The 14,248-nt window shown below is 40.9% G+C and carries 16 protein-coding genes; 9 read left to right on the top strand and 7 right to left on the bottom strand.

Annotated elements, in window-relative coordinates; all coding sequences use genetic code 11:
• Positions 1-13 precede the first annotated feature (13 nt).
• Complete coding sequence (locus tag CQS04_RS03940; protein WP_100352870.1) at positions 14-559, bottom strand: CYTH domain-containing protein; 546 nt, start codon at positions 557-559, stop codon at positions 14-16.
• Between the two features lie 84 nt (positions 560-643).
• Here CQS04_RS03940 and CQS04_RS03935 point away from each other — a divergent pair, with 84 nt between their 5' ends.
• From CQS04_RS03935 to mgtE, 5 genes are read left to right on the top strand one after another with little or no spacing between them, the layout of a single operon-like run.
• Complete coding sequence (locus CQS04_RS03935; protein ID WP_100352869.1) at positions 644-1,024, top strand: UPF0738 family protein; 381 nt, start codon at positions 644-646, stop codon at positions 1,022-1,024.
• An 18-nt stretch (positions 1,025-1,042) separates the two neighbouring features.
• Positions 1,043-1,714, top strand: coding sequence for a GTP diphosphokinase (yjbM, locus tag CQS04_RS03930; protein ID WP_100352868.1), 672 nt, complete (start codon positions 1,043-1,045; stop codon positions 1,712-1,714).
• On the top strand, positions 1,711-2,517 hold the full coding sequence (locus CQS04_RS03925) for an NAD kinase (RefSeq protein WP_100352867.1): 807 nt from the start codon (positions 1,711-1,713) through the stop codon (positions 2,515-2,517). Before yjbM ends, CQS04_RS03925 begins: the two co-directional genes overlap by 4 nt.
• On the top strand, positions 2,483-3,409 hold the full coding sequence (locus CQS04_RS03920; RefSeq protein WP_245858742.1) for an RluA family pseudouridine synthase: 927 nt from the start codon (positions 2,483-2,485) through the stop codon (positions 3,407-3,409). The genes CQS04_RS03925 and CQS04_RS03920 overlap by 35 nt, the downstream gene beginning before the upstream one ends.
• Positions 3,410-3,414: 5 nt before the next feature.
• Positions 3,415-4,779 (top strand): magnesium transporter, encoded by a 1,365-nt coding sequence (mgtE, locus tag CQS04_RS03915; protein WP_100352866.1) that lies wholly within the window; start codon positions 3,415-3,417, stop codon positions 4,777-4,779.
• A gap of 33 nt (positions 4,780-4,812) precedes the next feature.
• On the opposite strand, the gene CQS04_RS03910 is transcribed toward mgtE, so the two are convergent.
• Genes CQS04_RS03910 through CQS04_RS03900 form a run of 3 tightly spaced genes read right to left on the bottom strand, consistent with a single transcriptional unit; the run spans position 4,813 to position 6,536 of the window.
• The gene (locus CQS04_RS03910) at positions 4,813-5,247 is read right to left on the bottom strand and encodes a GNAT family N-acetyltransferase (RefSeq protein ID WP_100352865.1); all 435 of its coding nucleotides are present in this window, start codon (positions 5,245-5,247) and stop codon (positions 4,813-4,815) included.
• A gap of 3 nt (positions 5,248-5,250) precedes the next feature.
• Positions 5,251-5,763, bottom strand: coding sequence for a YjcG family protein (locus CQS04_RS03905; protein ID WP_100352864.1), 513 nt, complete (start codon positions 5,761-5,763; stop codon positions 5,251-5,253).
• 53 nt (positions 5,764-5,816) lie between these two features.
• Positions 5,817-6,536 (bottom strand): alpha/beta hydrolase, encoded by a 720-nt coding sequence (locus CQS04_RS03900; RefSeq protein ID WP_100352863.1) that lies wholly within the window; start codon positions 6,534-6,536, stop codon positions 5,817-5,819.
• Between the two features lie 86 nt (positions 6,537-6,622).
• On the opposite strand from CQS04_RS03900, the gene CQS04_RS03895 reads away from it, so the two are divergent.
• Positions 6,623-7,213 (top strand): phosphatidylglycerophosphatase A family protein, encoded by a 591-nt coding sequence (locus CQS04_RS03895; protein WP_100352862.1) that lies wholly within the window; start codon positions 6,623-6,625, stop codon positions 7,211-7,213.
• A gap of 66 nt (positions 7,214-7,279) precedes the next feature.
• Here the strand turns inward: CQS04_RS03895 and CQS04_RS03890 are convergent, their stop codons facing one another.
• Both CQS04_RS03890 and CQS04_RS13710 read right to left on the bottom strand, forming a co-directional pair.
• Positions 7,280-7,963, bottom strand: a complete 684-nt coding sequence (locus CQS04_RS03890) for a thermonuclease family protein (protein ID WP_100352861.1) — start codon at positions 7,961-7,963, stop codon at positions 7,280-7,282.
• 57 nt (positions 7,964-8,020) lie between these two features.
• Positions 8,021-8,161 (bottom strand): hypothetical protein, encoded by a 141-nt coding sequence (locus tag CQS04_RS13710; RefSeq protein ID WP_165775448.1) that lies wholly within the window; start codon positions 8,159-8,161, stop codon positions 8,021-8,023.
• A 193-nt stretch (positions 8,162-8,354) separates the two neighbouring features.
• Between CQS04_RS13710 and CQS04_RS03885 the strand changes: the two genes are divergently transcribed.
• Positions 8,355-9,743 (top strand): aldehyde dehydrogenase, encoded by a 1,389-nt coding sequence (locus CQS04_RS03885; protein ID WP_100352860.1) that lies wholly within the window; start codon positions 8,355-8,357, stop codon positions 9,741-9,743.
• Between the two features lie 27 nt (positions 9,744-9,770).
• Here the strand turns inward: CQS04_RS03885 and CQS04_RS03880 are convergent, their stop codons facing one another.
• Positions 9,771-11,357 (bottom strand): PAS domain S-box protein, encoded by a 1,587-nt coding sequence (locus tag CQS04_RS03880; protein WP_165775447.1) that lies wholly within the window; start codon positions 11,355-11,357, stop codon positions 9,771-9,773.
• A gap of 121 nt (positions 11,358-11,478) precedes the next feature.
• Between CQS04_RS03880 and CQS04_RS03875 the strand changes: the two genes are divergently transcribed.
• Together CQS04_RS03875 and CQS04_RS03870 are read left to right on the top strand one after the other, a co-directional pair.
• Positions 11,479-12,510 (top strand): M42 family metallopeptidase, encoded by a 1,032-nt coding sequence (locus CQS04_RS03875; protein ID WP_100352858.1) that lies wholly within the window; start codon positions 11,479-11,481, stop codon positions 12,508-12,510.
• Positions 12,511-12,571: 61 nt separating this feature from the next.
• Entirely contained in the window at positions 12,572-14,140 is a 1,569-nt protein-coding gene (locus CQS04_RS03870) for a peptide chain release factor 3 (RefSeq protein WP_100352857.1), read from the top strand.
• Positions 14,141-14,248: the final 108 nt, after the last annotated feature.

Below are 14,248 nucleotides of genomic sequence, written 5' to 3'. Positions count from 1 at the left end.
TGAGACTTGTTTCCTATCCCTTGCCGGATGTCTTCATGCGTAACAATTTCTTCTCAGCGGGACGATAAGGTAGCTCAAATTCATTTAAAAAGTGTTCGAAGTCTGCCTTCCCATGCTTCGAATCCGTCACTTCAAATTCTACTTCATAATCCTCATGATACTCATAAATTGAATGGTCTACCATGAGGACCCCGCTCTTGTAACTTGTTTCACTCCGAGTCGTCTCTACAGTTCCAATCGTAAATAAAGGCTGAGAGAAAAGAGAGTCTATGTAGGACAAGTCACGGGTCTTTTGGAACTGTTGATACTGTTCTTCCGTTAAACTCCAATTTTGTTCTTCTGTTTCGTCTTGTGTAAGTGGAGTTTTGATAGTCAGTTCAAAGGTGCCGTCTTTTGTCCGGATTCGACAGCCTTTCTTTTGTTTACTAAATTGGTTATCTAGCGTATCCAAATATTCGTTTTTTTGATGGTATGTGGTAAAGGGAAAGGTCGCGACTATACGCTCGTATTCTTCTTTAGTAAGCATGGATTTAAATTCAATTTCGGTATGAATGTCCATTCAATCACCTCTTATTCCCATTATACCGCTTGTTTCAAAGAGTGTGCTAAAATAAGCCTATAGTCAGTAGAAAGGGTGTTGATTTTGCAAACACTAGATGTATTAGCTTTTATTCATGAGGAGTCTAAATGGACGGTGACAACAGCTGGATTAGAACCTTCTATGACAGCTTCAGGCCGTATGATAACCGATACAGATCGAATGAGTTTTGTATATTTAATAGAAGCAGGGGATCACTATACCTATTTACATTTTGATCATAAAGATTGGAAGGCACTTAGCTCTATATCTTTGAAACCCGCACAGGTTTTTTTGACAGACGGTAAGTTAACAATAGAATTAGTGAATTTTACAGAAGAATTACATTCTTTGCTTCATTCAATTGAAGGGAATGACAATTACGGGAATCGGTTTGTAGAAGAAACAGAAACGATTTTTAAAGAGTTTTACGAAACTCTGACGTAACGAAAGTAGGTGACGGTGATGGGACAGTGGGAGCAATTTTTAGATCCTTACAAGCAAGCTGTTAATGAACTTAAGGTGAAGTTGAAGGGTGTTCGTACACACTATTCTGTTCATAATGCGACGTCTCCAATTGAGTTTGTGACAGGAAGATTAAAACCCTTAGCGAGTATTTATGATAAAACACTTGAAAAGCGCATCCCCTTCGTACCATCTGAACAGCTAGCAGCGGAAATTCCGGATATTGCCGGTGTCCGCTTGATGTGCCAGTTTGTAGATGATATTGAATCGGTTGTCGAGTTGATTCGCAAACGACACGACATGCGAGTTGTAGAAGAGCGTGATTACATTTCGAATAAAAAGCAAAGTGGTTACCGGTCGTATCATTTGATTGTAGAGTATCCTGTGCAGACTATACACGGCGAACAAAAGATTTTAGCAGAAATTCAAATTCGCACGCTAGCTATGAACTTTTGGGCTTCTATAGAACATTCATTAAATTACAAATACAAGGGCGACTTCCCTGAAAATATCAAAACGCGTCTGCAGTCTGCAGCAGAAGCGGCATTTCGACTTGATGAAGAGATGTCCTTAATTCGCAATGAAATTCAAGAAGCACAAGTGTATTTTACAGAGTATAAAGAGCAATCCACACCCGGCTGGAAGGATCGCCAAAAGGAGGAGACAGAATGAAATTTGCTATCCAATCACGAGGCGATACCGTGTCAAATGAACTCAAAGATACAGCCATGCGATATCTTCGAAGCTTTGATTTAGAATACGATGAGCAGCACCCGGACATTGTGTTGTCTATTGGTGGAGACGGAACGCTTCTCCATGCCTTTCACAAATACCGTTCGAGTTCTTCCAAAGTAGCGTTTGTCGGTCTTCATACGGGACACTTAGGGTTCTATGCAGATTGGAAACCTAATGAGATTGAAAAATTAGTGATCAGTATTGCAAAAGAAGAGTTCAAATTTATAGAGTACCCTCTTCTAGAAGTGACTGTGGACTACCAATCTAGTGAAGACCCTGCCACTTATTTAGCATTGAATGAATCTACTGTGAAATCACCCGACGTAACATTAGTGATGGACGTGTTCTTAAACGAGATGCACTTTGAGACGTTTAGAGGGGATGGTCTTTGTATGTCTACACCGTCAGGTTCCACGGCATACAACAAGGCACTAGGAGGCGCTATTGTGCATCCTTCGCTTGAAGCCATCCAACTCTCAGAGATTGCCTCTATCAATAACCGTGTCTTCCGAACAGTTGGGTCACCTCTTGTGTTACCGAAACATCACACATGTACATTAAAACCTGTCAAAGCAGTAGACTTCATGGTAACTGTCGATCACCTTCAGCTGCTACATAAAGATGTTTCTTCAATCAGTTACCGTGTAGCTGAAGAAAAAGTCCGTTTTGCTAGATTCCGCCCATTCCCATTCTGGAAACGAGTCCATGACTCGTTTATTGATGCTGGCAGTGAAGACTAGATTTAAGCACAGTTTTGTGTTTTCAGAAGCACAAGGCGTTTTACGCGAAGCAATCAAAGAGCAAGGCATCTCTAAACGCGCACTGACTGACATCAAATTTAAAGGCGGACAGCTACTTGTAAATGGTGAGGAGGAGACCGTTCGCAAAGTGCTTACACGAGGAGATGTTGTGGAGATTATTTTCCCAGCTGAAGTGCGTAGTGAAGGTCTGATACCTGTCCACAAACAACTAGACATTGTTTATGAAGATGAGCATCTACTCGTGATCAATAAACCCAGTGATTTGCCATCTATTCCATCTCGAGATCATCCTTTAGATTCTTTAGCCAATCGTGTAGCGGGCTACTTTGAAGCAGAAAACATAGAAACGACAGTTCATATGGTGACGAGGTTAGATAGGGAAACTTCTGGACTCGTGCTACTTGCAAAGCATCGTCATGCGCATCATTTATTAAGTGAGCAGATGAGGGAAGGCCAGATTACAAAATCGTATCGAGCAATTGTAGAAGGAGAATTACCTGCAATAGAAGGCATTATTGAAGCACCAATTGGACGGGTAAATACGTCTATTATCGAGCGTTGTATTGATCCTTCCGGCAAATATGCTAAAACAGGGTATCGTTCTATTGAACAGTGGGCGGTTCAAGGGCGAGTGCATCATTTAGTAAATGTGACGCTCTACACAGGACGTACACATCAGATACGTGTCCATATGGCGTCAATAGGATGTCCTCTCGCTGGAGATGATCTATACGGCGGGCACATGGAATATATGGGAAGACAAGCTTTGCATGCGGCTCGTCTTGAATTGACACATCCATTTGGAAAGCATCCCCTCACTTTTGAGAGTCGTCTTCCTGACGATTTTCTTTTGTTACTTGAAAGGAGGTAACCTCCATGAGTGAAGAAAAAAATGAATTGCTTCAACAAGAAATCCGATTGCTCTCGTATCTTGAGGAAGATCAGATTGATCTGTTCCGCGACGAATTTATGGAGTTACACCCTTACGATCAATCTGTTTTCTTTGATAAGGTAGATACAGATACGAGAAAACGCATCTTTCATTATTTGTCACCGGAAGAAGTAGCCGAAATTTTTGAAGCCAACAATTTCGATGATGAAGAATACCAAGAATTACTTGAAGAAATGGAACCATCCTATGCAGCTGACATGCTTTCTCATATGTACGCGGATAATGCGGTGGATGTTTTAAATGAGCTCGACAAAGATCAAGTCGTCAGTTATTTGAGCATGATGGATGCAGAGTCCGCTCAAGAGATTAAAGACCTACTGCATTACGAAGAATACACTGCAGGTTCTATCATGACGACGGAGTATGTAGCTATTCCCGAATCTTCTACCGTGCGCTCTGCGATGAACATTCTTCGCAAAGAAGCACCGGGTGCGGAAACGATTTACTACCTTTTTGTTGTGAATGATGATCATTTCCTAACAGGGGTTATTTCACTACGTGATTTGATAATTGCGGATGAAGATACACTGATTCGAGACATCATGAATGAACGTGTCGTGAGCGTCCCTGTTTCAGAAGATCAGGAAGAAGTCGCGAGAATGATGAAAGATTATGACTTTCTAGCGTTACCGGTTATCGATCACCGCGGGTATCTACTTGGGATTATCACAGTCGATGATATCATCGATGTTCTAGATGAAGAAGCGTCGGATGATTACTCTAAACTTGCGGCCGTATCGGATATGGATACATTTGACCGCAATCCATTACAAGCTGCAAAGAAACGTCTGCCGTGGTTATTGATTCTGTTATTCCTCGGAATGATTACCGCCAATATTATCGGAGTTTTCGAGGAAACACTGGATCAAGTGGCGTTGCTTGCCGTATTTATCCCATTAATTGCCGGAATGGCAGGGAATAGTGGAACACAAGCTCTAGCTGTTGCGGTTCGTGGTATTGCTACAGGAGATATTGAGGAGCAGTCCAAGATGAAGTTGTTGATTCGAGAGGCAGGTACTGGACTGATCACGGGAATCATCAGTGGCGTCGTTGTCGTGTTCCTCGTGTACTTCTGGAAGGGCGATATTTTAATAGGCTTGCTTGTTGGAGCAGCTATCTCGTCTTCTATTCTAGTGGCTACCATCGCAGGTTCCTTTATTCCACTTTTGATTCACCGGATGAAGATTGACCCTGCGGTTGCTTCTGGACCGTTTATCACAACTATCAATGACATTATTAGTATCTTGATCTATTTAGGTCTTGCCACAACTTTTATATCAGGACTATAAAAAGGACACTTCACATGATGTGAAGTGCCTTTTTTATTTTACTTCGTGTTTGATCATCGCACGGTGTGGAATCCCAGCATCCATGAATTCAGGTGAGTTGATCTCGTATCCACGTTTTTCGTAGAACGGAATAGCCGTACTTTGAGAATTCAGCTTCAGTTTATGGAATCCCATAGAGTCAGCCACTTTTTCAATCTCATCCATTAGAGTATTTCCTATATGTTTTCCGCGATACTCAGGAAGAATACAGATGCGTTCCACTTTAGCAGTGGTTTCATCAAAGCGACGGAAACGTCCTGCTCCAATTGGTTGCTCCTGATCGTATACTACAAAATGAACGGCTTCTTGTTCAAACTCATCTATCTCCAAGTGGAGCGGAACTCCTTGCTCTTCGATGAATACTTTGCGGCGAATAGCCAAAGCATCTTGATACTGCTGGTCATCCTGTACTTGGTGTGCACGAATCATGACTTATTCTCCTGACAAACGGAACGTTTCGTGAACTGTCCAAGAACCATCTTCTAATTGATAGAGAAGGTGGATACGGTCAATCGTTTCTTCAAACGATGCACCAATCATTTTTAATTGTGGATAAATGTCATCATGTTCACTTGAAGTCATCTTTTGAGCGATTGTAATATGAGGAACAAACGCATATTGTTCAGAATCTTGATAATCGACATCAGCTAAATTCTTATGCAACGATACTAATTCATCCGTTGGTTCTACTTTAAAATAAATAGCATTTGTAACAGGAGCGAATGAACTGATTCCTGTTGTTTTTAGATGAAAAGGTTTTTGTTTTGCTGCAACATCTGCAACTTTTGAGGCAATCGTTTTGATTTCTTGGTCATCTGCTTCAAAAACACCTTTTAAAGTCATATGTGGTGTAATCAATGCATAATGTGGGTCATACCGTTTCCGGTACGAGTTTGCAAAATCTTGAACAGCTTTAGATGGAAATGCGACAATACCAAATTTCATAAGCGATCCCTCCATGTCTTCTATGTTCTTTTTCTAGTATACCAAAAATTCGTTCATTTCGTATAATTCATCTGCAAAGTTCGTGACATATCTTTTTGCCATGTCTTCCAAGTATGACCGCCTTCGACTTCTTCATATCTGTAATCGAAACCGCGTTCTTTGAAAATCTCAGACAGTTGACGGTTTTCTTCGAGGAAATTTTTTTCGATTCCATCACCTGTCGGAACAGCTGTCTCGTCAAGTCCAATGATATGGTCCACTGTGAACTGAGTGTTCGATACGTTCTTAACAGCAGTTAATACGTCATCATTCACATAGGGTGAGTGGAGCATCACTTTGCCGAAAGTGTGCGGGTAAGCACAAGCTGTCATCAACGATACAGTGGCAGCAAGTGAATCTCCAATCAAACCACGGCCCATTCCAATTTGATACGTTGGAAACTGTGCATCTAAATAAGGAACAAGTTCTTGAGCTAAGAAGCGCATGTAAGCCGCGTTTTTGTCACCATTTGGATGGTACTTGGAACGTCGGGCCTTTACATTCTCATAAGGGACACCCACTATAATCAAGTTTTCGATTTGTTCGGATGTCAGTAAGTCGTCTGCTACACGAGAAATGCGACCTAATTGAAAGTAATCTTTCCCGTCAGAGGCAATTAATAAAGAATATTTATAAAGTGGAGAATAGGTGGCTGGGAGATAGATGAGTAGCTTCACGTCTTCTTGTAAAGCCTCACTATAGAGTGTGCGTTCTTCAATTTTTCCTTTATCCATCGTGTCACTCCAATCAAGCATTGTAATCAAATTGTATCAAATCCTAAACAAATAGTATAATGTAGGAACAAATAGGAGGTAACGCTATGGATTCAAATACATCTAGAACACGCGTACATTCTGATACCGTGTATCAAGCGACAAAAGCGGCACTGCTTCGCCGCGGAGTTACAATCGAAGATATTGCAAGCATCGTCTATGAAATGCAACTACCTTATAATGACGGGCTGACACTTGAGCACTGTGAAGAGTCGGTGAAATCGGTACTCAAAAAACGTGAAATGCAACACGCTATCTTAGTCGGTATTGAGCTCGATGAACTAGCTGAAAAGCGTATGTTGTCCGAACCGCTCCAACAAATCGTAGAAAGTGACGAGGGCCTTTTCGGCGTAGATGAGACGATTGCGCTCGGCTCTGTATTCACATATGGCAGTATTGCGGTGACAACATTTGGTCACTTAGATAAAAATAAGATCGGTATCATCTCTCAATTAGATACTAAAGCGGGAGAACAGGTGCATACATTCTTAGACGATTTGGCAGCAAGTGTTGCAGCTAGTGCGGCTTCTCGTATTGCGCACAGAACACGCGACTTAGAAGAGCACAATGAAACATTCCGCGATATCTCACCTGAAGAAACAGCACCAGAAACGAAAGTGGAAGGTGGCACTACGTAACAAGACACTAAAAGAAGCATCTCTCCTTTCCGAGAAATGCTTCTTTTTGTTATATCAGACGTCTATCTATTCCATGGACTTCCTAAAGCCTGCTTGCTTTGCTTCTTTCTCAGAACAAAACCATTCTTCAGGATTCGTTTGAGAATAGTAGCGCCCGCTTGGTACATGATAAATCTTGTCCCCTTCACGGTTGATATTTCCTTTGATTAGACATTCTGAGTCTTGTTGATCAAATGAAGAAGCATCAAAACCGTAATCAGTCACGTAATAATCGTATTGCCAGATGCCCACTTCTTGGTTTCTAGCAGTTTCTTGAATCCGTTCAAATTCATTTAAGTACTTAATGTTCGGTGGGTACGCATACGCCACACGGGCAACACCAGCAGCGATTAGTTGATCTTGTACACGTTCGCCATCCGCATATACATAAGCTAACAAACGACCGTAATCATCATAACGTTCGCCGATATCCAGTTCGATAGATATCGTTTTTCCTTCAAGTAATTCTTTGTTCAGCTCTTTTGCTTCTTCCCCGTAAGGCTGTTTTCCAAGCCTAGGATGATTGGTCTCAGGAGTATCTACTAACAAATAGCGAACGGTTGCTTCTTCTCCGTTCCATTCAATACGAATTGTATCTCCATCGATTACTTCTAAAAGTTCCACTTCCTCTTTTGCAGTGGACTGTTGATTTGTACACCCTGCTACTAGAAAAACAGTCACAGTCAAAAGGCTTATCCATAATTTCTTCATACTATCACCTGATTTAGAATAACATATCTAGATAAAAAAAAGACACCCTTACGAGTGTCAGTTCATAGGTTCCACTTCTTCTGTTGAAGCAAAATAGATAAATTGTTCTTCTTCGAGTTCTGTAAGACGCTCTTTGTTCAATCCAAGAGATATTGGTCCTTGAAATAGATCTTCCCACCAGTTAGTTGTTTGATTCATTCTGCTTCCTCCGCTCTTTTTAGTAGTCTTTTTATTGGTATATGTAGTTGTCTGAAAATTACCCCTAAAAGTTTCACCATAAACACACGAAAGTTAAAAATAAGACGAAAGGCTTATAGTGAATGCTGATTCATTGTTTGCAAGTGTATTTCCCCGTATACTAAATTTAATAGATACGATGAGGAGGAATACGATGAATTTTACAGCACAAGATGTAGAAAGCTGGATCCAAAATCAGCAACGTTTCGTTTATTCCGGTGAGACTCGTTCACTCGAATTTCGCTTAGAGCAATTAGACAAATTAAAGGCAGGAATTAAAAAATACGAAGCGCAAGTACTGGATGCCTTATACCAGGATCTCCGTAAAGGAGAGTTCGAAGCGTTCACTACGGAAATTGGAATCATCTACGAATCTATTTCTTATATGAAAAAGAACTTAAGTGGCTGGATGGAACCAGAGGCAGCCAAGACACCTGCAGTTCTTCAACCAGCAAAAAGCTTTATAGTAAGAGAACCTTACGGAAGCTGTTTGATTATCGCACCTTTCAATTATCCATTCCAATTGGTCATGGAACCACTCCTTGGAGCAATCGTGGGAGGAAACGCGGCTATCGTAAAACCTTCAGAGTCTACACCGCATGTGGCAGCCATCGTGCGTCACATTTTAGAGGAATCGTTCAGCCCAGATTATATTCGTGTTGTAGAGGGAGAAAAAGAAGAGACGTCTGCACTCATTCATGCGCCATTTGATTTCATCTTCTTTACAGGAAGTGTTCCAGTTGGAAAGATTGTAATGAAAGCAGCTGCTGAACGATTGACACCAGTTACATTAGAGCTCGGTGGGAAATCCCCAGCAGTAGTTGATCACACGGCGAACTTGGATGTTGCTGCAAAACGAATCGTGTGGGGAAAATTTATGAACTCAGGCCAGACTTGTGTGGCACCTGATTATTTGATGGTGCATGAAAGTATTAAAGAGGTCTTTATCGAAAAGTTGAAATCGACGATTCAAGACTTTTATGGTGAAGAAATTCAAAAAAGTGCTGATTTCAGTCGTATTGTAAATGAGAGACAGTATGATCGATTACAAGATCTACTTGAGAAATCTAGAGCAGATTTAATCTTTGGAGGAAACACAGACCGTGATGATTTGTATATAGAGCCGACTTTGTTTGATGTAGCTAGTTTTGACCATCCACTCATGCAAGACGAGCTCTTCGGACCATTGCTTCCGATTTTGACTTACGGCGACTTAAGTCGTGCTCTTTATGACATCCGCAAGTTGCCAAAACCTCTTGCTGCATATTTCTTCAGTGAACACGAACGCGCACAAGAGTACTTTGTAGAAGCATTCCCATTTGGTGGTGGATGTATCAATGATACAATCTCCCATGTAGGAAGTGTCAGCTTGCCATTTGGTGGAGTGGGATCATCAGGGATGGGATCCTATCATGGACGAGCTAGCTTCGATCAATTCACTCATCAGAAGTCGATTTTCAAGAAGAGTACGAAGCTTCCAGTAAATCTTTTATACCCTCCATACAAATCAAAAGTAAAATTGGTTCGCAGCGTCTTGAAATAGTAAAAATCCAGCCGACGGCTGGATTTTTTAACTTTCTTCAGGGAAAAGAACTTTTTTAAAATGAAGGTAGAACGTCGTTCCAGTACCCTCGATAGAATCTACTTGAATCTTTCCACCGACGTCCGCCATGATTTTTTGTGAAATCAACATACCAAGTCCCGTTCCTTCTGCCTTCGTCGTAAAGAAGGGGGTAAACAAATTATCGAGAATGCCTTGGGACATACCGGCTCCTGTATCTCGAATCACTACGATATACTCTTCATGATTTTTAGAATAACTGTATATATGGATTTCTCCTGAGTCCGTAATGGCCTCCACTGCATTTTTCAAAACATTGATAAACACTTGTTTCACATGGGAATCCGCTCCTTGAAGCCACATATTGTGGGCATTCCATTTATGATGAATTTTGATTTTGGATTGCTGCAATTGAGGTTCAAACAAACTGATCACATCATTCAAAACAGCACGTAAATGGAACTTTTCGTTGATAGAAGGAGACGGTTTTGATAGTTGAAGAAACTCACTGACGATGTATTCAATTCGCTTAATTTCGCTCTCAATCAACTTCGTATAGCGGTAGGAGGGCGAGTCTAAATTTTTATTCATCATTTGAATAAATCCAGAGATGACGGTCATAGGATTGCGGATTTCATGAGCGACACCTGCAGCGATCTCACCAGCTAATTGCAATCGTTCCGTCTGTAACTTCAACGTCTCTGCTTCTTTTTGGTAGCTAATATCCCTTGAGATGACTGACATCGCAACGATCTTACCACGCTTATCATGAATAGGAGACAGGGTAAGAAGGACGTCAATCAGTGACCCGTCTTTACGTATGTCCTGTGATTCAAAATGAAACACATTTCCTTCTCTGATTTTATTAGTCCTATCTCGAGCATTCTCTTCATCCTCAGGTCTAACGAAATAAATCTCTTTTCCAACTAATTCCTCTCGAGAATAGCCATAGAGCTCTTCAAACGCTGGATTTAAGTCAATTAATCGATTGTTTAAATCGAATACAGCAATTCCATCTTTAGCGGTCTCGAAAAATAATCTTAAGTAGCCTTCTTTACTGAGCAACTGACTTTTCATTAACGTGTTTTGGGAGTTGATTGAAGCTATGATTTTTTTCTCTACCCACATGAATAAAATAGTCGTGCTAAGAAGCATAAAGAAAAAGAATAAAACTAGCTCAATATCATGTTGGGCGATTTGGTTGGAAAAAGTATCGGAAAGACGAGAAAATATAAAGAATAACTCTACATATGTAATACCTATAACCGTAAAGACCGCTCTAAAATTTTGAAAATATGCTGCTAAAAATATTGGGTAAGCTAAGAAAATGACATAAGAATAGGTCATTTCCGTTGTAAATTCCAACATGATGTACCCGTTCAATGAAAGGACAAACAAATACAACGTATATGTTGGATGCCGTTTTGTAAAAAATAAGTAACTGAGTAAGATGAGATAAATAGAAGAATAGATGTAAAAGAATCCGTCATGAATCTCCGGGTGAGTAATCGCAAATAAAATATGAATGATGACATAGAGTCCGATTAATAATGAGAAATACCGGATTCGAATAGCTAATTGATCTTTTTTATCCATTTGTACCTCCTTCGGCCAAACGAATAGTGATTGCCGTAATTTGTTATAGTAGAAGTGTAGCAGGAAACATTCATGTTGACTATAGATTCTGGTATCATGAAACGTGGAAGGATGGGAGATTATGAAAACAAAAGTAGAACTACTCAAAGAGCTTGTCTCTATACCAAGTCCAACGGGATTTACAAAAGAAATCAACACGTGGATGAAGTCATACATAGAAGAATTAGGTTTTTCACCTAAAGTTACAAATAAAGGGGCCATCATTGTCAAAATCCCAGGGAAGTCTTCAGATAACGCACGCTTGTTAACAGCACACGTAGACACTTTAGGAGCAATGGTTCGTGAAATTAAGTCCGATGGGCGATTAAAATTAACAAAAGTAGGAGGCTTCTCTTGGAATGCGGTCGAAAACGAGACGTGCACGATTCATACAAGAGGTGGGGCTACATACAGAGGGACGATTTTAATACATCAGGCATCGGTTCATGTTTATGCTAAATCCGGTCAAGTTGAAAGGTCTGATGAGACAATCGAGGTTCGGATTGATGAAGTCGTTACAAATAAAGAAGAAACCCTAAAGTTAGGGATTGAAGTGGGAGACTTTGTCAGTTTCGATCCTCGTTTTGAGCATACGGCAAGTGGGTTCATTCGCTCTCGTCATCTAGATGATAAAGCTAGTGTAGCATTACTGCTAGCCTTGCTTCAAAATGTGAAACACAACAATTTGGAGTTCCCAGTAGATACGTATTTTTATATTTCTAATAATGAAGAAATCGGTTACGGAGGAAACTCTTCTATTCCAGAGAACGTGGTGGAGTATCTCGCAGTCGATATGGGAGCACTTGGTGATGGTCAGGCTTCCGATGAATACACGGTATCTATCTGTGCCAAAGACAGTTCAGGTCCTTATCACTATGAATTGACGTCTCACTTGATATCTCTTGCAAAACAGCAACAGATTCCTTATCAGGTAGATATTTATCCATTTTATTCATCGGATGCTTCTGCAGCAGTATCTGCTGGTGCGGATGTCAAGCATGCCCTTTGTGGTGCCGGCATCGAATCCTCTCACGCTTATGAACGGACACATGAGAAATCATTGGATGCAACGTACCGGTTACTCGAAGCCTATGCAACTAGTGACTTGCTTTAACTTGCCTTCGCTGCCAAAAATACGTATGATTAGATAGGCAAAAATGAAGGAGAAGAACACAATGAATACTAAAGAAGAAATTCAAAGAAGACGAACTTTTGCCATCATCTCTCACCCGGATGCCGGAAAGACGACGATGACGGAGAAGTTACTATATTTTGGTGGAGCCATTCGCGATGCAGGAACAGTCAAAGGGAAGAAGACAGGGAAATTTGCGACTTCTGACTGGATGGAAATTGAAAAACAACGGGGAATTTCTGTAACATCCTCCGTTATGCAATTTGACTACCGTGGGAATCGAATTAACATCTTGGATACACCAGGTCACCAAGACTTCAGTGAAGATACGTACCGGACGTTAATGGCAGTAGATAGTGCTGTGATGATCGTCGATGCGGCAAAAGGGATTGAAGCGCAAACTCTGAAACTTTTTAAAGTCTGTCGCATGCGTGGTATTCCAATTTTTACATTTATCAACAAATTAGACCGACAAGGGAAAGAGCCTCTGGAACTGATGGAAGAAATTGAAGAAGTTCTAGAAATTGATTCGTACGCAATGAACTGGCCAATCGGGATGGGTAAAGAATTCTTAGGAATCTATGACCGCTACAATAACCGTATCGAGCAGTTCCGCACAAATGAAGACGAGCGCTTCTTAGAAGTGGATGAAGACGGCGAGCTAGTAGCTGATCATTCTATGAAAGAAACTTCTTACTACAAGCAAGCTATGGAAGATATTCAACTCCTAGCAGAAGCAGGAAATGATTTTGATGAAGAACGCGTCCGTAAAGGGGAACTAACACCTGTATTTTTCGGAAGTGCTTTAACGAACTTTGGTGTGCAAACATTTTTAGAGACCTATTTAGACTTTGCACCGAAGCCACAGCCACGCTTAACAAATGAAGGAACTATTGTGGATCCAACAAATGACGAGTTCTCTGGGTTCATTTTCAAAATTCAAGCAAACATGAACCCAGCTCACCGCGACCGTATCGCTTTTGTCCGTATTGTCTCTGGTGAATTTACTCGTGGGATGAACATCACCTTGGCACGAACAGGTAAGTCTTTTAAAGTATCCTCGTCTACTCAGTTCCTTGCAGATGATCGTGAAACAGTAGATACTGCTGTTGCTGGAGACATCATCGGGTTGTATGACGTAGGGAATTATCAGATCGGAGATACCGTTGTTGGCGGGAAGAAAGGCTTTGAGTTTGAAAAGCTGCCTCAGTTCACTCCGGAATTGTTCATGAAAGTGACTGCAAAAAACGTCATGAAATCGAAGCATTTCCACAAAGGGATTTTGCAACTTGTCCAAGAAGGGGCCATTCAATATTATAAGACCCTTCATACAGAAGATGTCATTCTTGGAGCAGTCGGACAGCTTCAGTTTGAAGTGTTCGAGCACCGCATGAAAAATGAATACAATGTAGAAGTGCGTATGGAACCAATTGGCTCGAAAGTTGCGCGATGGATTGAAAATGAAGAAGATGTAAAAGAATCAATGACTGGACCTCGTAGTATGTTGGTCCGAGACCGATTCGACAGATATGTCTTTTTGTTTGAAAATGATTTTGCAATGCGCTGGTTCCAAGACAAATATGAACATATTCGTCTGTATAATCTTTTATAAAAACGATTGCGAACAACTTTTGACAAGGTTGTTCGTTTTTTTTCTATTCTGAAGCACTGGAGTTTGTAATCAGGCGCGAGTCCACCTATGATTAAAGTAATGCACGTG

Origin of the sequence: Chryseomicrobium excrementi (assembly GCF_002798305.1) — a bacterium.
GTDB classification, from domain to species: domain Bacteria; phylum Bacillota; class Bacilli; order Bacillales_A; family Planococcaceae; genus Chryseomicrobium; species Chryseomicrobium excrementi.
This window is presented reverse-complemented; position numbering and strand designations above follow the sequence as displayed.